This window comes from Candidatus Nitrosocosmicus agrestis (assembly GCF_008389435.1).
Taxonomy (GTDB): Archaea; Thermoproteota; Nitrososphaeria; order Nitrososphaerales; family Nitrososphaeraceae; genus Nitrosocosmicus; species Nitrosocosmicus agrestis.
Window position 1 is genome coordinate 43,990 of record NZ_VUYS01000007.1, and the last position, 20,855, is coordinate 64,844.

Annotated in this window: 18 protein-coding genes; 8 read left to right on the forward strand and 10 right to left on the reverse strand. The window is 34.1% G+C overall.

The window, feature by feature from the left end:
• Positions 1–801 (forward strand): imidazole glycerol phosphate synthase subunit HisF, encoded by an 801-nt coding sequence (gene hisF, locus F1Z66_RS05970; RefSeq protein WP_149862698.1) that lies wholly within the window; start codon positions 1–3, stop codon positions 799–801.
• 237 nt (positions 802–1,038) lie between these two features.
• Here hisF and F1Z66_RS05975 read toward each other — a convergent pair whose 3' ends face one another.
• The 3 genes from F1Z66_RS05975 to F1Z66_RS05985 form a co-directional block, all read right to left on the reverse strand.
• A complete protein-coding gene (locus F1Z66_RS05975; RefSeq protein ID WP_149862699.1) occupies positions 1,039–1,326 on the reverse strand; it encodes an acylphosphatase in 288 nt (95 codons plus the stop codon).
• Positions 1,327–1,384: 58 nt separating this feature from the next.
• Entirely contained in the window at positions 1,385–2,731 is a 1,347-nt protein-coding gene (locus F1Z66_RS05980; protein WP_195907491.1) for a diaminopimelate decarboxylase family protein, read from the reverse strand.
• A 193-nt stretch (positions 2,732–2,924) separates the two neighbouring features.
• Positions 2,925–5,099 (reverse strand): CDC48 family AAA ATPase, encoded by a 2,175-nt coding sequence (locus tag F1Z66_RS05985; RefSeq protein WP_149862701.1) that lies wholly within the window; start codon positions 5,097–5,099, stop codon positions 2,925–2,927.
• Positions 5,100–5,303: 204 nt separating this feature from the next.
• Here F1Z66_RS05985 and F1Z66_RS05990 point away from each other — a divergent pair, with 204 nt between their 5' ends.
• On the forward strand, positions 5,304–6,035 hold the full coding sequence (locus F1Z66_RS05990; protein ID WP_149862702.1) for a 50S ribosomal protein L2: 732 nt from the start codon (positions 5,304–5,306) through the stop codon (positions 6,033–6,035).
• Positions 6,036–6,107: 72 nt separating this feature from the next.
• The gene (locus tag F1Z66_RS05995; protein ID WP_201448598.1) at positions 6,108–6,845 is read left to right on the forward strand and encodes an endonuclease III domain-containing protein; all 738 of its coding nucleotides are present in this window, start codon (positions 6,108–6,110) and stop codon (positions 6,843–6,845) included.
• Between the two features lie 183 nt (positions 6,846–7,028).
• On the opposite strand, the gene F1Z66_RS06000 is transcribed toward F1Z66_RS05995, so the two are convergent.
• The 3 genes from F1Z66_RS06000 to F1Z66_RS06010 form a co-directional block, all read right to left on the reverse strand.
• Complete coding sequence (locus F1Z66_RS06000; RefSeq protein ID WP_149862703.1) at positions 7,029–7,793, reverse strand: hypothetical protein; 765 nt, start codon at positions 7,791–7,793, stop codon at positions 7,029–7,031.
• Positions 7,794–7,861: 68 nt separating this feature from the next.
• Complete coding sequence (locus F1Z66_RS06005; RefSeq protein WP_149862704.1) at positions 7,862–9,082, reverse strand: sulfate adenylyltransferase; 1,221 nt, start codon at positions 9,080–9,082, stop codon at positions 7,862–7,864.
• Positions 9,083–9,133: 51 nt separating this feature from the next.
• A complete protein-coding gene (locus F1Z66_RS06010; RefSeq protein WP_201448599.1) occupies positions 9,134–9,841 on the reverse strand; it encodes a phosphoadenylyl-sulfate reductase in 708 nt (235 codons plus the stop codon).
• Between the two features lie 197 nt (positions 9,842–10,038).
• Between F1Z66_RS06010 and F1Z66_RS06015 the strand changes: the two genes are divergently transcribed.
• Positions 10,039–11,391 (forward strand): hypothetical protein, encoded by a 1,353-nt coding sequence (locus F1Z66_RS06015; RefSeq protein ID WP_149862706.1) that lies wholly within the window; start codon positions 10,039–10,041, stop codon positions 11,389–11,391.
• A 553-nt stretch (positions 11,392–11,944) separates the two neighbouring features.
• Here the strand turns inward: F1Z66_RS06015 and F1Z66_RS06020 are convergent.
• The 3 genes from F1Z66_RS06020 to F1Z66_RS06030 form a co-directional block, all read right to left on the reverse strand.
• On the reverse strand, positions 11,945–12,514 hold the full coding sequence (locus F1Z66_RS06020; RefSeq protein WP_149862707.1) for a hypothetical protein: 570 nt from the start codon (positions 12,512–12,514) through the stop codon (positions 11,945–11,947).
• Between the two features lie 635 nt (positions 12,515–13,149).
• Positions 13,150–13,635 carry a pentapeptide repeat-containing protein gene (locus F1Z66_RS06025; protein ID WP_149862708.1) on the reverse strand — a complete coding sequence of 162 codons (486 nt, stop codon included), beginning with the start codon at positions 13,633–13,635 and terminating at the stop codon, positions 13,150–13,152.
• Between the two features lie 127 nt (positions 13,636–13,762).
• On the reverse strand, positions 13,763–14,239 hold the full coding sequence (locus F1Z66_RS06030; protein ID WP_230207473.1) for a HEAT repeat domain-containing protein: 477 nt from the start codon (positions 14,237–14,239) through the stop codon (positions 13,763–13,765).
• 348 nt (positions 14,240–14,587) lie between these two features.
• Between F1Z66_RS06030 and F1Z66_RS06035 the strand changes: the two genes are divergently transcribed.
• Positions 14,588–15,019: a hypothetical protein gene (locus F1Z66_RS06035; protein ID WP_149862709.1), complete on the forward strand. Its 432-nt coding sequence runs from the start codon at positions 14,588–14,590 to the stop codon at positions 15,017–15,019.
• 138 nt (positions 15,020–15,157) lie between these two features.
• On the forward strand, positions 15,158–16,087 hold the full coding sequence (locus F1Z66_RS06040) for a hypothetical protein (RefSeq protein WP_149862710.1): 930 nt from the start codon (positions 15,158–15,160) through the stop codon (positions 16,085–16,087).
• Between the two features lie 18 nt (positions 16,088–16,105).
• On the opposite strand, the gene F1Z66_RS06045 is transcribed toward F1Z66_RS06040, so the two are convergent.
• Positions 16,106–18,223, reverse strand: coding sequence for an acetate--CoA ligase family protein (locus F1Z66_RS06045; protein WP_149862711.1), 2,118 nt, complete (start codon positions 18,221–18,223; stop codon positions 16,106–16,108).
• Positions 18,224–18,304: 81 nt separating this feature from the next.
• Between F1Z66_RS06045 and F1Z66_RS06050 the strand changes: the two genes are divergently transcribed.
• Positions 18,305–19,684, forward strand: a complete 1,380-nt coding sequence (locus tag F1Z66_RS06050; protein WP_149862712.1) for a M20/M25/M40 family metallo-hydrolase — start codon at positions 18,305–18,307, stop codon at positions 19,682–19,684.
• 50 nt (positions 19,685–19,734) lie between these two features.
• Entirely contained in the window at positions 19,735–20,622 is an 888-nt protein-coding gene (locus F1Z66_RS06055; protein ID WP_149862713.1) for a SirB1 family protein, read from the forward strand.
• Positions 20,623–20,855 lie beyond the last annotated feature (233 nt).

The following is a 20,855-nucleotide window of genomic DNA, read 5'->3' on the forward strand; positions in this document are numbered from 1 at the left end:
ATGGCAGTAGCGAAACGAATCATACCTTGCTTGGATGTCAATAAGGGAAGAGTTGTAAAAGGTATCAATTTTAAAGAATTAAAGGATGCAGGGGATCCCGTAACATTGGCCAAACAATACAGCGACGAGGGAGCCGATGAACTGGTATTTTTAGATATTACTGCAGCAGAGGAACACAGAAAAACAATGAAGGATATTGTAAAAAATGTAGCAAGTGTAATCAACATTCCGTTTACGGTGGGCGGAGGGATCAAAACCTTGGAAGATGCACGTGATTTATTATTAAGTGGTGCAGACAGAGTATCAATCAATACAGCAGCAGTTGTAGAACCCGAATTAATTGAGGAGTTGATGTGTATTTTTGGAAAACAATGTATAGTGGTAGCTTTAGATGTAAAAAGGACTTTTAATAAAAATGGAAAATATATGTTTTCAAAAGATGGAAAAAACTATTGGTTTGAAATTCAAATTTACGGTGGAAAAAAGTCTACAGGTATAGACGCAATTGAATGGTCACAGAAGGTAGAAGCGCTAGGAGCAGGAGAAATTCTTTTAACAAGTATAGATGCAGATGGAACAGAAAACGGGTATGATATAGAATTGATCAATTCAATTTGTGACAAGATAAACATCCCTGTAATTGCTTCGGGAGGTTGTGGCTCTATTGACGACATATTACAAGTATACAAGAATACTGAAGTCGATGCCGCGCTAGCTGCTTCGCTATTTCATTTTAACAAGGCAAAATTAAAAGAAGTGAAAAAATATTTGGCTAAAAACGATGTTCTGGTAAGACCATAGTTATGGATCATTACTAACTAAATCAGGTCTACACGATGTGAATATACAAATGTCATGAATAAATAGATATTCACTGTCGTTGTCTTAAAAAAAATCAACCAAAGAGATGATTTAAATTATTTTAACTAATAGGTAAGACTAAAAAATGGTCATTACATATATACACAGTTAAAAAGATGGAGTCAATTATTAATTATAAACACAGTCATATAAAATAATGTATGAACATTGTTGTAACTAGACCGTCTTGACTATATCAAAAGTGGTAAACTCAGATTCATATTCTTCGTTAAATATTTGTACTCCAGTTACATTAGCATCTGCAGGTCCTTGCTTACACCAATTCAGTATCTTTCCAATGTTAACTTCATTTCCTTCCATTACCGATTCTACTCTACCGTCTGATAGATTTCTAACCCATCCCTTTATATCTAATTCTTGCGCCTTTTGTGCAGTATTTTGACGGTAATATACACCCTGCACTTTTCCGCTAATAAAAATATGAACTCTGCAATTCGTGGTCAAAATAAATTACCTCACCATCTTTGTTTGTAGATAGGTATAATCACATACACAAATAAAATCACGGAATTAATCCGCCTTCTTCAGCAAACAAATCATCATATGAAGTGCCTTTTCTTATTAACTTCATTCCACCGTCAAAAGTCTTCATTAAAACTGGAGGTTTGGTTTGACAATGGAAAGGCATGTTAAAAACAAGAGAATAGGCCCCTACATTGTAAAACAAAACATAGTTACCCACATTCGCGAATGTTAAATCAGACATCTTTGATGTCGGAAAAATATCCAATGTATCACAGAGACGGCCGGCTAGGTGAATATTCTTGCCCGTGAACTGTTTGTTAGTATTTGAAGAATAAAGATGACTGTTATTATGTGTATTTGTTGCCACTTCTTGAGGATATTCTTGTTTAAGTAAGGCACAATCCAATAATAAATGGTATCCAGTATCAAGGATTACTATTTTATGATCGTTATATTCTTTGGTATTAACTATTTTTGCGATCATTATGGAAGATTCTGCTACGAGGAACCTTCCACTCTCTATCATTAGTGTAAAATCACCATGGTTAGACACCAAATTGTTCAATTTATCTAAATAAATTGCGGCCATTTCCTTTGGAGACGGAACTGGTTCATTATAAAATACAGGTGTACCACCTCCGATATCCAAAGTTTTCAATGAAAAAGTGGGAATTTCTTTCTTTAGCTTGTTTAGCAGGGAATTTAATCGCTCTAATGCATTAATGTAGCACACAAAATTTGTAATTTGTGAGCCCAAGTGAAAATGAAATCCTTCAAATTCCAGCATAGGATTGTCATAAATTGATTTTACGAGATAATAAGCCGAATCGACCTTTCCACCATTTAATGGGACTCCAAATTTCCCATTCCTGTAGGAAGCACGAACTTCTGCTTTTACCCCCACTTCAGGGTTCATTCTAACCATTACTTTTGGTACAATGCCCAAAATGTTTGCAGCCTGTGATAAATTAATCAACCCAAAGTAAGAACTAACTACGATTCTTTTGATTCCATATGAAAGGACTTGTTTGTATTCCTCAAGTTCTTCAGTTACACTAGTATAAATAACATTTTCGGGATCAACCTTTAATTTATGGATAAAGAACAGCTCGCCAAGGCTTGTCAGGTCGAATGTAATTTTATCCTTCATGAATGTCTTTATGATGGATGGATTAAAATTGGCTTTAATTGAATAGACTATTTTTACTTGACCATCAAAATTTTGGTAAGCATCTCTTAATTCTAAAACCTTTTCATGTAAAGTTTGTTCGTCTACTAAATATAATGGCGTCCCATACTCATCAGCTAATTGATTAATTTCCTCGTTTGTAATAAAACGGTTTGTCTTTGATAACGTTACTTTGTTTTGAATAATCTGTACCACATTTTCAACCATTCTTTTTGTGAAATGTATTCAAAGGGACTAAACTTAAAAACATTGCCCCAAAAAATTATTTTCATTTCTTCAGTTATATTATGTAATTTATAAAAACAGACAAGAAAATCAAATAAAAACTATAGGAATATAGTTTTTTTCAAGTAATAAGAAAAATAAAAATTAAAAGAAAATAGAAAAATTATCTATAGTAAGGTACCGTAACCTTTTCTCCTGATTTATTATCTCTTTGGGTCTTTATCTTCTTTACAGCATCCTCAAAATGCTTCATAGTAACATGAGCCTCAGAGGCATGTTTTGCTGCATCTTCAGGATTGCTGTATTTTTGAAGGTACTCGTGTAGCACTAATGAGATAGCAGTATTTGCAACTGCGGACATATCAGCACCACTAAAGCCATCAGTGAGTTCTGCAATTCTGTCAAAGTCGACTACCTCAGAGATCGGCTTTTGGTTCACATGAATTTCTAATATTTTCTTTCGAGTTGCTTTATCAGGTAGTGGGACATAAACAATCTTATCAAACCGACCTGGTCTCAATAATGCAGGGTCTATCATATCCGAGCGGTTAGTTGCAGCGATTATAACTACACTGCTTAGTTCCTGGATACCGTCTAATTCGGTTAAAAGTTGAGAGACCACTCTTTCGGTGACCATGCTATCTCCACCTAAGCCTCTTATAGGAGCAATAGAATCAATTTCATCAAAGAAAACAACGCATGGTGCTGCTTGTCTTGCTCGCCTAAAAATTTCTCTAATTCCTCTCTCTGATTCACCTACCCATTTTGAAAGCAGCTCAGGTCCCTTTACGCTTATGAAGTTGGCTTCAGACTCTGTAGCAACTGCTTTGGCAAGCATTGTTTTTCCTGTACCTGATGGACCATGCATCAAGATTCCTTTTGGATTAGAGTGACCCAATTTGGTATACAAGTCAGGATATCTTAATGGCCACTCCACTGCTTCTTGGAGTTCTCTTTTTACTTCGTCTAACCCACCAATATCTATCCACTCTACATCGGGGGATTCAAGGTACACTTCTCTCATTGCGGAAGGCATTACTTCCTTTATAGCATTTTCAAAGTCATTCATCGTAACAACTAATTTGTTTAATACATCAGGGTTGATTTTCTCCTCTTCAAGATTTAATTCAGGCAGTAATCTTCTTAGACACTTCATAGCAGCCTCTTTACACAGATATTCTAAATCAGCACCAACAAATCCGTGACTTACTGATGCTATTTTTTCCTGGTTTACATCGGAGTCTAATGGCATGTTTCTTGTATGGATTTGAAGGATTTCTAACCTGCCACGTTTGTCTGGAACCTTGATTTCTATTTCTCTGTCGAATCTACCAGGTCTTCTTAATGCTGGGTCTATGGCATTAGGTCTATTTGTGGCTGCAATAACAATAACTTTACCTCTAGCTTCTAAACCATCCATTAGAGATAATAATTGAGATACTACTCTTCTCTCAACTTCGCCTGTTACTTCTTCACGCTTTGGAGTTATAGAATCAATTTCATCTATAAACATTATAGAAGGAGCCTTTTCCTTTGTTTCTTTAAATATTTCTCGTAATCTTGCTTCTGATTCTCCGTAGAATTTACTCATAATTTCTGGGCCCGAGATACTTACAAAATGAGCATTACTTTCATTGGCAACTGCTTTTGCCAATAATGTTTTACCAGTTCCTGGTGGACCATAAAGCAGCACTCCTTTAGGAGCTTCTATACCTAATTTTTCAAATATTTCAGGATGTCTTAGAGGAAGCTCTATCATTTCTCTAACTTTCTGTGCTTCATCTTTTAGTCCGCCAATGTCTTCATAAGTTACTTGTGGTACTCCACGCAGTGTTTCTCCACGTTCAGCAATGTGAAATACGGTTTTTTGTGTAACTAAAACAGCATCTACACCAGGTCCAGGTGTAACACCTATAACTTGAAAAGTAAGTCTACCACCAAAGTACGGTACCATAACGTTGTCACCTTTGATAAGTGGTACACTTTCAAGAGCATCTGCTAGATATCGTTCATCTATTGGTGGAATAGCTTCTAATGGTGCTACAATTACCTTTTCTGCGGGAACTGCTTTAATTTTTCTAACAATTACTGTATCACCAATCGCTACACCGGCATTATTTCTAACTAAACCATCAACTCTAATAATGCCCTTACCCTCATCTGAAGGATAAAGAGGTAAGCATTTTGCAACTGTTCGACGTTTACCCTTAATTTCCACGACATCACCTGTAGATGCGCTTAAAGCGTCCATCGACTCATAATCAATTCTGGCAACACCACGACCAACATCTCGTGTGTATGCTTCAAGCACCTTAAGTGATATGGTGTTTTGGCTCATATTAACAATATTATAATGTCATTAACTACTTATAACCTTATTTTCATTGACTTTTTAATTAAAATCAATAAATCTTGCAATTAGAATATTTTAATGTTAATTTTTGTTTTACAAGCTTAATATTTACAGATTAAAAACAAAAGGCAAGTCTACAACCAAGAATAAATTTAATAGCGGGACTAATCGATCGATATTTAGATTTAATTGGGAAAGAGGACATTAGTACGAAGAAGAGGTAGAGGAGGTAAACAATTTAGAGCAATTATTACAGGAAAAATAGCTCCCGCTAAATATCCTAATTTCGATAGTAACGAGATTCACCATGGCACCGTAATGGATTTGATTCATGAACGAGGTAGAGATGCACCTGTTGCCAAAATTAAATTTGATGATAATAATTATTCTTATGTTCCGGCTACAGAAGGTACAGTAGTAGGAAGTAAAATCGAGATGGGAAATGGTGCAAAGCCTGTGCCCAAAAACATATTAGAAATTGGTGCAATTCCAGATGGAACTTTAGTTTGTAACATAGAAAAGAACTTTGGTGACGGTGGAAAGATGATTAAAGCAGCTGGATCATCAGCAATAGTTTTTTCACACGCAATTGATAGTGTTAAAGTAAAGTTACCTTCAGGAATGATATTAGACATGAATCCCAGGTGCCGCGCAATGATTGGAATTATAGCTGGAGGAGGTAAGGGAGAAAAGCCATTCCTTAAGGCAGGAAATAAGGCAAAGTTTATGCAATCCCGGGGCAGGTTATATCCAGTTGTAAGAGGAATAGCCCAAGCAGCAGTATATCACCCCCACGGTGGAGGTAGACACCAACACATTGGTCATCCCTCTTCAGTTGGCAGAAACACTCCCCCTGGAGCTAAGGTGGGTAACATTTCACCAAGAAAGACAGGAAGAGCAAGAGTAAAGAAAAGACAATAAGGATACAGTCAAAGCTGACTGTTAGCCAGATGGTTGGAGATAGATTTACCGGCAAGTCGTCAAGGACAAAGTATGGATAATCTATCAACAATTATTGATAAAATGGAACTTGCTTTAAGTTCCAACAATTTTTTGCGATTGACCGCTTTAGAGGATCTACATAAGAATGAGAATGGAGATCCATTCAAAATTTTGATAGGAACAATTCTTTCATCTAGGACGAGAGATGAAAACACATCAAAGGCCCTTGTAAAATTATTTAAAAAGTTCAAAGGAGCCAAAGATATATCTAATGCAGAGTTAGATGACATCAAAAAAGAAATATCATCAGTAGGGTTTTATAACGTCAAAGCTGTTCGAGTAAAAGAAGTTTCAAATATAATCCAAAACAAGTTTCAAGGCAAGGTACCCGATACCGAGGAAGAATTATTGAAATTGCCTGGGGTAGGCAGAAAAACTGCAAATTGTGTGCTAGTTTATGCTTTTCAGAAATCAGCTATCCCCGTTGATACCCATGTTCATAGAATTAGTAATAGATTGGGCCTTGTTGATACAAAGATCCCTGCAGAGACCGAAAGGGAGCTAAGCAAGTTTGTGGACAAAAAGGATTGGATTAGGCTAAATTCTGCATTTGTGAGATATGGTCAAAATATTTGTGTGCCAATAAAACCTAAATGCGAATTTTGTAATTTAAGAAAAATTTGCAAATACTACAATTATAATTATGATTATAACCATAGCAACAATCTTAACCTACAAAATAATGAGAAAACAAGTAACACAAAGCAAGATAAAAGGCTACAAAAATAGAGCTTTGGTGTGGCATAGTCAAATATAGAAAATGCTGGATGAGATCCGTTTGACCCATTATCCTCGATGAACCCTGATTAATAGCATCATCTTGTTTTGTATTGTTTTATTTTGTTTTATTTTGCTCTTTATTTACTAGTTTTTTGCAAAAATTTAAAAAATATTTATATATTATAGATGTTATTATTCTGGATCTCTTTTCTTTTTATATATCAAAAATAATAAAATTCCACCAACTCCAACTATCATTCCAAGGGGCATATAGTAAAGGAATGATTTAGAATAATCCCCACTAAGTGTTTGAAATTCCAATGACCCAGCATAGGTAGAGTTAGGCATGGAAGAATCATCTTTCCCATAAACGCTGACGGAGCCAACATCAAAGCCATTCATTCCTAATTTGTCCAAGACTATTCTTTTTCCATTGGTTACAGACAGTCCTTGGACATTTGCATGAGAAACAGTTATCGGACCATCAGTAGACCAACCATCCTGATTGTTTTCATACATTCGCATATATCCAGTTTCATTTGTGTTAACTGATACGATAAATCTCTTTGATTGGTCCCCGTATAGCATCAATTCAACGAATTTCTGACTTGGAGGTCTTTCCTGAATTTTAATAATTGTTTTTGAATCCGGACTATTGTAGTAACTTAGATTATTAAAAATAGAGATGATCCAATTACTTGTTTTTGGTTCGTCAAAAACATATTCTATGGGATGACGTCTATCATTATTAGTATCGTTAAAAGGGATTACAAAATTCTCAGAGTTGTTAGTTTTGACCGTAGTAAAAGCAGTATCATTAGTTGTTGATTGAGAGAATGAATAATTTTGAAAAGCAATGTTAACCAAAGATATGGACAAAACAACGATCAAAAGATAATAACAATATGACAAATTGGAGGAGGAGGAAGAAAAAAATCTTCCAAAATTCATTGGCATGATCCCTTACTTCGTAAATCGATTATATATTTGTAGAATCAGTACATTTGTTAGACTGATTGTATTTTTTACTCTACAAATGGCCGCGGATATGTTAGAATAGTTTGTGAAATCTCAGGTCGCATTAAATGTGATGGTGGTAATTCCCCCACTGAAAACATCTTTCGCATTTTAGTTCCGCTTAATTCCTCTCTGAATTCCTGATCATGCGGACAAGTTCGCTCGTTAAAGTAACCTTGACACTTTTTACAAAAGTAAAAAGCTGGGAAAAATAAGGGCTGGATTTCAAGTTCAGGATACTCTTTAAAGATTTCGTGTGCAGCAAAAGGAGAGTAATAGTTACCAACACCCGCATGGTCTCTGCCGATAATGATATGAGAGCATCCAAAATTCTGACGCATTATTGCATGATGAATCGCTTCCTTTGGACCAGCATATCTCATCTCGGTGTGCAAAGTAGAAAATATAACTCTTGATTTTGGGTAGTAATTTTTGATCAAAACAGTATAAGAATTCAGTATAACGTCGTCTTTAAAATCTCCTGCCTTTTTTTTTCCTATCAATGGATTTATGAACAGACCGTCATAGATATTCAGAGCAGCTTTTTGTAACATTTCATGAGCTACGTGAGGAACATTTCTAGTTTGAAAAGCCACGATGCTTTTCCAACCTTGCTCTTGGATAGTTTTTCTCGACTGTGATGGTGTCATACGAAATTCCTCATCAAAGTTATTGAGGGTAGAGGAATAGTTTTCAATACTACCATTATTGCTAATCCCTTTGTCATCATCACTACCACTACCACTACCACTACCATCACTATCGTTGACTATCACTTTGACTTCACCTTCGATGAGTGTATCTTTCATCGACACATACTTTTGAAAGCCAGGGTGTGCAGGGTCGTCTGTTTGAAATACAGACTTTGCACTTTCGATTTTGTCAAATGCAAAAGTATCTCCAATGTCCATTAATCCAAATATCTTACCATCAGTGCGTAAAGCGACCTGTGTTGAATCTTTAATTTTATTTGCTAGTTCAACATTTACGTCTAGCACAATAGGAATTGTCCAAGGCAAATCATTGGCAAGTCTGCCTCTTTTTACCACACTAGTAAAATCTTGTTCATTTAAAAACCCCTTTAATGGACTGAATATTCCAAACGCAATATTTTCAATTTCTTTTTTTTGTCCTTTATCAATATCTAATATAAAAAGATCCTTGTCTATCTTGGATCTCTCAATAAAATTATTTGTTAAGGTATTGCCACCATATGGTCTAGGCATCATTTTAAAGCTAAATAGATAAGGCTATTTCTTTCTTTTTTTTGTTAGGTTATTTTATTTATTCCAGTGTAAGCCGCATTCCTTGTGGAAATCATTTTCCCACCACCATCTACCAGCTCGAAGATCCTCTCCAGGCTGTATGGCACGTGTACAAGGGGCACAGCCTATACTAGGATAGCCTTTGTCATGTAAACTGTTGTAAGGAATATTGTTATTTTTAATATATTCCCAGACCATATCATTGCTCCATTCAACAAGGGGATTGACCTTTATAATATTGTTATTTGATGCATCAAGTTCCACTTTTTTTACATTTGAACGCGTAAAAGTTTGGTCTCTTCTTAATCCTGTAATCCAGGCATCCAAATCATCAAGCATCCTTCTTAAGGGGTGGACTTTACGAATTTCGCAGCACAATTTTCTTTCTTCAATGCTATTATACATAAGATTAATACCCCTTTCTGTAACCATTTTTTGTACTTCAGTAGAATCAGGAAACATAGTTTCTATTCTGATAGAATATTTACTTCTGATTTTATCCATAACGTCGTATGTCTCCGGGTTAAGTCTACCAGTGTCGAGAGTAAATACGCGAGCATTATCGCCTTGGATTTTATGCATCATATCTATTATTACTACATCTTCCGCCCCGAAACTAGATGCAAAAGCTATTTTTGGAGAGAAATTTTTTATCATCATACCTAAAATTTCTTCTGCCGAGAGGCTCTCATACTTGGCAGAATCGGCAGTATACGAAGACATAAATTCGTTAATTTTATCAGCTTTAGACATAACAATAATAGAAGATTTAACTCATATAATATTATCTTCCAATCTGATTTAGATATTTAAAAAACAAGGTTTATTATCGATTTTCAAAGATTTCAAAAAAATGACAACTAGTTTATTAGGGAGGCTACCATAGTAAACAGAATTCGTGGTGAGATCTGGGTCTGAGTTTGAGTCTAGAAGAAAAATGGAAATTATTTGCAGAATACAGTAACTTGGGCTTTGATCCATTGAGATGGTTACCAGATTGCTTTAACGAATTAAGATTTGAAGAAATTGAAAACATAACTAATGAATTAAAAAGAAGTAATCTTAAATTTATAATACCAAGTTACTATAGCTATTTCCACTATCCAGAAAAAAAAGATGCAGAAATAATAAGAAGGGTCTATAAACTTGATGAGGAATTTCGACACGAAGACCTAAAGACAAAAAAGGCTGTATCCATTTTAAAATTTCATAAAAATATAGTTTATGATGACGATGATGGTGCCCTTACCGAGCAGGTAAAGAAGATAGCAAACTCCTTTGATACAAAAATAGAAGTAGACAAGGTTTCTATAATTCCTACAAATGGTAAGGAAAATTCTCAGTTTATATTGTTTGATCACATATTAACACACAGAGGCAACAAAACAGGGTATACTATTGTTACTAATTCTAATACTCAAGCTACCGACGTTACACAGCCCATAACTTCACCTATTCATTTGGAAATAGCCTTTACAGAGGCTATTAGCCTTTTAAACTTGCTTGGATGTACCAAAGACATCAAACTTTATCCTGTGTATGACGCTCCTAACGAGCAAATGTTAGATGAAATAAGAAAAAACATTGAAAGCTTTACAATAAAATATAATTACACTTTTGAAGACTATAGTTCTTTGAAATTTGGTGGTATGTTTTTTGGTTCTACTGCTGTAGGCAATACACACAAAGAGATACCAAATAAGTACGGTTTGATTGAACCAGGGATGCAAATCTTGGTAACTGAGAAAATGGGGATATTGACCTTTTTGGGATTATATATAATTAGCAACCTTGACGATTCAATCAGGGAAAAAATAAAAAACCTTGGAATTGATTCTAACAAGATAATCGAATTAAAAGATCAGGCTATAAAGAATTTGACAGAACCAAAGCTATCACTAGGTAAAAGTATATCTAAATTTTTACCAGACTTTGAGAAAGAATTTGATCCCCAATCTCATATTTTGGTAACACATCCTATTTCAAAGAAAGGAATTTCATCTTTCTATGAACTTGCGAAACTAATAGACAAAGAAGTATTTATCGATCAAATCCCTTATGCTGATAACTCTATTGCAAAGTTTTTATCTAGGGAACATTTGATTTCAAATACAGGTGCCTCTACCCCTGAAACTAACATGTTGATCGTATCTGAAAATTTAGTCCCCACTTTGATTGAAGAATTGTCCAAACACAAGTTCAATCCCTTGGTCATAGGTAAAATTGGAAATGCAGGTAATGCTAAGGTTAGTATTAGGAATGGCAACAGATAAAGTAAGTTCTACCTTAAAGATACTTAGATAATTATAATATCATTATTTTTTTCCTATCCAACATTGTTCATAACCATCATTTTAAGGTTTTTTATCAGAATAATTACAATCAAGGACAAAAATTTTATTCTCAAAAGATACATTTCAAATGCATTATAACTATTCTTTAATCCTGCCAGTATAGTTTATAGGAACACTAAACTAAAAGTGCTTCCTATTCCGTTATCATTATTTGTTGCCCAAATCTCGCCATTGAGCTTCAATAATCCTTTTTTACTAATTTTATATTTTTAAGCTAGTTAGTATGTTTCTTCCATCTTTTGAATTTGGCTAAAGGAAGTTATTGAGACATGAATAAAGTTTGATTTAGAGATTATGTAACTAATACCTACTAACAAGTAACAATACAAAGTATGAAAATGTAGTAAAAGAAATTAAAAAATATATCGGTGTGAATCAACAATGCATATACTGTATACTCATTTGATTTTGACACCTTCTTAGTTGTATATTCGCTTATTCCATCAAACCATTACTCTAAGTTTGAGTTTTTTCAATTGGTATTTTTGTAATCAGGCGTTGCTATTTCGTTGATTTTTATTATCAATGAGGCGGAGTCAGGAAAACTAATATCATCCGGCGAGTTATTGAATATTGCAATATCCGTTATACGGTTAGTCCCATTTGTTACCATACTTCCCTCATACAAACACAATTCTCCTGCTTCAGAGAGTTCAGAAATTAAATCTAACCCCGTAATAGGAATCTCACGATCCGGTCCAAACAAAAATACAATGGAGGTAGAATATTCCTCATTACATGGAATTTTTGCCAAGATATGAGCATTTGATATTTTGTAAGGTGTTGAATCATACAAGTATAGATAACTGTCTGAAGGCAAGGTCTTACCTGCCAAGAGGATTGTTTCAGAATCATTTACGGTAAATTTACCTTTATCGTTACCTTCAGTAGTATTTTTATTGCTTGATAGTACTTGCTGAGCATTTAAATCTTCTTCATTTTGTGAATAAGAATTCTGAAAATGATTAATTGACGTAACGATTAATGCAAAAATTGCAAAAGTTGAAAGCGTCATTGTAAACGAGTTGTATGGCAATTTCATTAGAAAGAAGATTAAATGCAATACATAAAAACATATCTTGTTTCTCTTTGTCGTTGAATTTATTTATGATATAAAAATAGCAGGTGAAATTAAATAATCATCACAACACCCTAACAGAAGTAAGAAAATTTAGAAAACTTCTTTATGCCAATTATGGTATATTTCTTAATTATCTATCTGTAAAATTTTTATTGAGGATATATACAAGGAGCACATTTTCTATATTACTTTACTAATATTTTGATTTATTGTGATAAATTTTGGAAAACAAAAATATATATCAATCAGTAATATTTGTGATTGATAATCAATTTTCCTTTATTTCATGTTAATAGTAATATAAAATAATAGTTGTATACTAAATATTTAGTTGAAATCAAAGGATCTGACGCAAAATATTACTCAACATGATTTTAGATACTTTATAGTATCATTACGATTTTTTGTGGTCTACATCATAAAATCGATAACATACAGAAATACACAACATATTTTTAAAAGTATGTATTAAACTACTAGCGCACAAACTAGAAAATATTTTGTTTAGCGGATTAATATCTCTAATTCATACAACATTCTAATACAATAGATCAGAGTAAAATGACACTATACAAAGAAACTTAAAGATTAACAGTCTATTCCCATGTAGTTCCAGACAACTTTGAGAACTTCAAATAGGCCTTAGTTTTGTCCAATTCATCAGTTCTTGCGTTAGTTAAATTTGCTTCTACGAATATTGTCTTGCCTAACGTACTTCCACGCAAATCAGCTTTATTTAGGTCAGACCACATAAAATTGGTGTCGATAAGTGTACTATTTGTTAAAACAGAATCTGATAATGACGTATACATTATTAAAGCATTAGTAAGGTCAGATTCATCAAGATTCGCTCTTGTCAAGCTTGCCTGGACCAGATTTGTGTTAACTAGCACAGATCTTGATAAATTAGTGTCAACTAGAGATACACCATTTAGATATGCGTTTGAAAGATTTTTGTTTGAAAGATCCAAGTTATCAAAATCTAGTTTCACCGTAAGATTTTTCATCCTCCATTTATTGAATTCGTCGATTAGTTCATCTTGAAGAAGCTTTAATCCCTCACTAGATGTCGAATCAGCCATGCAAATTTGTTTCTGTTTTGTTAATATTAATTTGTCGGATCTATTTCTTGGAAAAGATACCAAAAAGATTCTTAGACGACAATAACATCAAAATGATGGAAAAATAAATACAACATAAAAAATTAAACTATCCGCCGGTCAAAGTTGTAAATTTGTTTGTTCTTTTAACGTGTGCGATATAGTCTAAGTTTGCCAATGCAATCATGGCAGACTCCCTTACCTCTTCGCTTTCATCATTTAACGCCTGCTCGAGTGTATTTCTAGCCTCTTCAGAGCCAATTACACCTAATGCGACTGCAGCTTCATGTCTCACAAAAAAACTTTGATCGTTTAATACCGCTTTTGACAAAGCATCGATTCCACTGGTATAGCCTAATTGACCTAATGAAAAAGCAGCTTCATGTCTCACTAACTGATCAGTATCATTTAATAAAACCTGTCCGATTGGATCTATTGCTTTTTCTCCTGAGATATCTGCAAGTATGCAAACAGCCCGGGTCCTAATTACGTAATCTTTATGATTAATTAGATTCTTAAAATACTCCTCATCTTTATTGTCAAAATGTCGCTCCATTTCGGTTAACAAATCTAATCTATTGTCCAAGGAGATTAGTGAAATTTTCTTGGATTAATAACGGTTTGTAAATTTCTCTTTATAGACAATTAGATGTTAGTTGCCATTATTTAACTTTTTAAATAAGAGGAATAGAAGCAAAAGGAAGGAAGGGAGGAAGATGGATAGAGATAGAGATAGAGATAGAGATAGAGAGAATAGGCAGATTAATTAATAAATCTCAAATTCCTTTTATAAGCAATTCTTTATCCATAAAATCTACTTATTATTCATCAATTTGAAAATGAAAAACTTTAGCATTTTGAATATAGTCTACATATATAAAATACGTGAAATTATTCAATACATGTAATGCGTGTAAGGTATTGGAGACTTAACTTGAATGAATTAAGAAATGGTGCATATCCCGCTGAAAACGCAAATCATTGGGAGATAAAGTGTTTACAAGGAGAACACCGGCATTTTGGTGTTTTTTGGTACAGGTATGGTACACCTTACGATAAAGAACCCGTAAACGGTATTTGTTTTTATTTTAATGATTTACCATATGAACAAGTCCAAGATATTGCCAACTTCTTAAACTCAAAATACGGCGGAAAAATATTATTCAGACAAACAAGAGGATTCCTACAAGGTTCAAAAGAATTCGCAGACAAAGATTCGATAGCAAAACTTGCTGAGGAGCTAAGTACAAAATACAATGCTCCAATTGAAATAACCATTGAATTTGAAAAAATAGACAAAGAGAATCAAGAAAAAATGATAACTTTCCCTCCAGGTAAAGCATTACCGATAGTTGGACCTGACTAACTATAATCATTTATAATTTTTTTCTTACATATTAAAAACGAAAACCATCAAATCCATATCGGAACAATCCGTATACGCCTTGTCCAACAAGATACCTATATATTGTTTGAATTTCACCGTTTAATTGGCTCTACTATTATGAGTAAAGAAAAATCACTTGTAGAAAAAAAATTAAGGGGTTCTGGAGGTTACGCGATAGCAGAGGTAAGTGACGATGAACAAAAGATGGCAAATTTGGGCGGTCCCGAGCTCTTTTTGGCAGGAATAGGCAAATTAAGCAATGACAGGTTCAAGAAATATTATTGCAACAAGTGTGAAAAAGAATATCAAGGAGCTCCAAATGTAGAATTTGAAAACCCTAATGAAGATTTGGGTGAAAATATAATTTTAATAGAAAAGGGAGAATACAAATGCAAAACATGCAATTACGTTATAGCACAGTATAGAAAATTCAACGAATCTAAAAACGTAGAAGAAGTGAAGCAGCAAGAGAGCGATAATAGCAAAAAAGTTTTTGCAAAAGATCAGACCAGACAAGTAGAGGAGACAAATTCAAATTTAAGGATCAGAGAGACAGAAGAAGAGGAAGAAGATAATAGCAAAAAAGAACAAGAAAATATCAATGATATAAATTCATCGAAAGAATTTAAATTTGAAAGTAGTACGAATTTGAGTTTGAATGCAGATTCTAGTTATGTTCAAATTGAGAAAATTGTAGGTATGCTTACGTACGATCAGAATGCGCATCTACTCGGCAAAGTAAATGAAATAGGCCTGAGAATGAAATCAGATGGTAAAGTTGAATTTTGTTTTAAGGTAAAAGACTCGGCTGATTCGATTTCAGAGATAGCTTGGAATAACATTTCGAAAATAGGGGACATAATCATATTATCAAACAAGAATGCTTCCAGTAATGAGAAGAACGATTTTACTTCAAGTGATGTTAATAGCATTAGCAATGATCAAGCCGATCACTCAAAATCAGAAAGTAAAGTTTGTCCAAACTGTAACTTTAAAAATGAATTAGGATCAATATTTTGCGAAGAATGTGGTAAAAAATTGGAATAATTTATACTATTATTGTTGTTATTTCTTCTTTAATCCAATTCTTACATCCACAACTCTTGAGCCGCGCCCCTCTTCAAGTACCAATAGTGGGTTTATATCGAATTCTTCAATTTCCGGAAAATCAACAATCAATTGCGATAACCTAAGCAAACAATCAACAATTGAAGGTATATCAGCTGGTTTTTCACCCCTAGCACCCTTTAGTAACGAAATTGTTTTGATCGACTCCACCATTTCTTGAGATTCAGATCGTGAAATAGGAGCAAGTCGGAAATTAACATCTTTTAGAATCTCAACATATATTCCACCTAATCCGAACATCAAAAGCGGTCCAAAAAGTTTGTCTTGCTTTGCTCCAAGGATCAGCTCTTTGGAATTAGTTACCATCTCTTGAACTAACACGCCCTCAATTTTTGCATTTGGGTTATAGTTCTTTACATTTGATAGAATCGAATTGTATGCATTTTTTACATCTTCAGCGTTTTTCAGACCAACCTTTACACCTCCAGATTCTGACTTGTGTATAATATCTTTAGAAGTAATTTTCATGACTACTGGAAAACCTATTTCCGTAGCGGCTTTAACTGCATCATCCTCATTATTTACCAGCTTGCTTTTAGGTACAGGAAATCCATAAGCTTGTAGTACTGAATAACCTTCATCCTCTAGGAGATTAGTTCTTCCCTCATCATAAACAGTGGACAAAACATTTCTAACCTTTTCTTTGTCAGCGGTAAAAGTTGGTAATGGTTCTTCTTTATTGGTTAACCACTTGCCAAATTTGTACATTGAATCCAAAGTTCTTATCGCCGGCTCAGCATACATAAAATGTGGTACTCCGCCCTCAGATAACATACTCTTATTATCAACACCTTCGGCTAACCCCATTAAGGCTGCTAACATTGTTTTTCCACTATCCTTTGAAGTACGGATTATTGTTCTTGCCAAATCGTTATAGTCCAAGGTTGCAGAAGGTGTACACATAGTTACCACAGATCCGACATTAGGATTCGATAAGACCTCTTTCAGCACTTTCTCAAACCGGTTATAGTCAGCATCACCAACAATATCAACAGGATTTCGAGATGAGCCATGCGGTGGAATAACTTTTGATATATTTTCTCGAGATTGCGAAATATCAGCCATTTTTATTCCATATTTTGAACATGAATCTGTGGAAATAATAGCAGGGCCACCCGCATTAGAAACTATCACTGCTCCCTTATTATCAAGTGGCAGTGGCTGTTTAGAGAAGGCGGTAGCCAATTCAAATAACTCTTGCATTGTATCAACCCGAATCACACCGGCTTGCTTAAAGACCGCATCATAGACTTCATCAGCACCCATCAATGCACCAGTATGAGACATCGCAGCCTTGGCACCTTCTGGCGTCCTTCCGGATTTTAATACGATTATTGGTTTTCGCTTTTCAAGTGTAATTCTCTTTGAAGTAATCATAAATTTGCGTCCATCATGTATATCCTCTAAATACATCACTATTACCTTCGTGTACGGATCATCTTCTAATAGTTCGAGAATATCGGTTTCATTCATATCGACCTTGTTACCCATACTGATTACCTTTGAAAATCCAATTCCTTGGGCAATAGCGTCTTCGACCGTCGCAGCGCAAATTGCTCCACTCTGTGAAACTAATGCTATTTCACCGTGTTTAGGAGTTATTTTCAGAAAGGTTAAATTCATCAAGTTTTGATCGGTCAAACTCATAATACCAAGACAGTTTGGTCCAATGATCCTTGTTCCATATTTTTTACCAATATCTTGAATTTGTTGTTCTAATTTTGCCCCATTCTCATCAACTTCCTTAAATCCTGCAGAAACAATAATGCATGATTTAATATTCTTTTTTCCAATTTCCTCCATTACAGCAGGAACGGTTCTATTGGGTGTGGCTACCACAGCAAGATCAATGTTATCTTCAACATCAAGTACACTTTTGTATGCTTTAAGGTCAAAAACTGTTGGATTTGTTGGAGTGATTGGATATATTTTGCCCTTGTAACCGTTTAAAATATTTGAGAAAATGGCTTTCCCAACTCCAGGTCTTTCTGAAGCTCCTATGACAGCAATAGAAGAAGGTGAAAGAAATATGTTTTTTAAATTTTCATCGCTCAATAAAAAATTTAATAGAGTATGGATATAAATATATTAAAAAATTTAGTTTTTATACTAAAGAAATATTTATCAACATACCTGATGTCCTCAGAAAATTTGACCATGGATATAGACACTCCTGGGTTAATAAAAGATTTACAGAAATTAATAAAAATACCAAGTGTTTCTGCAAGAAAGCAAAATTTGGAAGAATGTGCAAAAGAGATTGTTCAAATGATGAAAGAAATAGGAATAAACTCAGAACTGATCTATTTGGACAATGACGACAAAAAAAAATCAATTCCACCATTAGTATATGGAGAGGTCAAATCTAAATCGAATCCCAACGGGAAAACAGTATTATTTTACAATCATTATGACGTCCAACCAGAAGAACCAATTGATTTGTGGAAGTATGATCCGTTTGAAGGCAAGGTTGACGGTAATTTGATATATGGTAGAGGCGCTTCCGATGACAAAGGAGAGCTTATAACAAGATTAAAGGCTGTCGAATATTTTATCAAGAATTATGGCGATGTGCCTTCTAATATCAAGTTTGTTGTAGAAGGAGAAGAAGAGATTGGAAGCAATAACATTTCAAAGTATCTCGAAGCATATAATTCAAAATTCAATACTGACCTTGTTATCTGGGAATTTGGTTATGTAGATCAGGAACAAAAGCCAATAATTAGTCTCGGAATGAAAGGTCTGTTATATGTGGAACTGACTGCTCAAGGCGCTTCAAGGGATGTCCATTCGAGCTTGGCGGTCCTAATAGAAAATCCGGCATGGAGAATTGTTCAAGCTTTATCAACCCTGATGGATAGAAGGGGAAGAATACTGATAAAGGATTGGTACAAAGAGATTAAAGAGCTATCTGACGAAGAAAATGCAGTAGTTGAAAGTGAACCCTTTGATGAAAAGAGTTTCAAAAAGGAATACGGTATAAACAGGTTCATAAACGATCTTAAAGGAAAAAGCGTTAAGAAGGCATTAATCTGTGAACCAACTTGCAATATTTCTGGATTAAACTCAGGGTATTCTGGACAGGGTGCGAAAACAATAACTCCGTCAAAGGCGATGGTAAAAATTGATTTTAGATTGGTCCCAAATATGGATCCTCTTGTTCAATTTAAAAGACTAGAAAATCATTTAAAAGATAATGGGTTTGAAGACATTAAAGTAACAAAGATACACGGTGAAGCAGCAGGTAGAACAGAATTAAGTAATCAGTATGTTAAAGTGATCCAGAAATCCGCAAATGAAGTATTTGGAGATTCTATTATATCGATTTCATCCGCTGGCACCGGCCCTATGTACGACTTCATAGAAATACTCAAGGCGCCGTGTATTTCAATAGGAGGTACCTATGTTTTTTCAAAAATTCACTCACCAAATGAATTTGCTAGAATCGATCTACTTGAAAAAACTACTAAATGCATGATACGAATTATAGAAAATCTAGCAAAATCTGTACTATAAAATCTTTTTTTTCATTTTACTTATAAGTGTGATACTAGTTTTGATTTGTATTGGGTTATGAGGATAATAATGACATAAAAAATGATTACCTTCAGGATTGGAATGATAATATAGTTAGCAAGATAGATAATAACGACGGTATAGAGAGGATTAATGAATATGTGCTACACACTGCTAGAATAATTGATTATCCAGACCTCAATGTAGCAAACTACTTAGCTCAGATAGACACAATGGGAAAGGAATTCAATGCAAAAATAAAATCTCCTAAAACCATGAGGCCAACTCTTATTATTGAAAAGTTAAATGAATTCTTCTTTGATCAACAAGAGTTCAAGCCCAATATAAATGACTATTATAATCCAGTTAACAACTGCTTGAATATAGTATTAGAAAAGAGAACAGGGATTCCAATTACACTGTCACTAGTATACATTCACCTAGCTAGTTATCTAGATTTTAAACTGTATCCTGTCAATTTTCCATCTCACTTTCTCGTCAAGTATATACTTGATGAAAATACAAATGAATCTATAGTTATCGATCCATTCAACAAAGGCAGGATTATGGATGATTATATTCTACAGGATCTCTTAAAAAATGCATATCCAAGTTTAGAAATTTCTGTATCCAAAGATTTGCTTAAAAAAGCAATGCCAAGACAGATAATAATTAGAATCTTGAATAATTTTAAAAACGGATATTCAGAAGTAGATGACCTAAACAAGATAATGAAAATAAATGAAATGATTATTTCCCTAGATAATTCAAATCCAGAGGCGATTAGAGATAGAGGAATTATTCTTTACAGGTTCAAGAACTATGAAGAGGCATTGAAAAATTTATATCAATATATAGAATTAAATCCAGAAGCCAGCGACATGGACAACATATTAGAATTGGTAAAACAAATTCGCGATAGTATTTTAAAAGGTTAAGAGGAAGTTTCCATCAATATAGAAACCACGAAAAAGAACTGAATGAAGAGAAAAATAATAATCTCAAAAGTTGAAGGTGAGCAAATAATGCTTTTGCTCTTTATCATTTGTATCAGCATCTGTGTAAATATGAAAGTGTAGCAAAGCGCTCTATAACAAACAAACGATGAAATTTGTGAACATTTTTACTTACACATTAGTTTTAGGTATCCTACTTTAGCGTGAATGAAGCA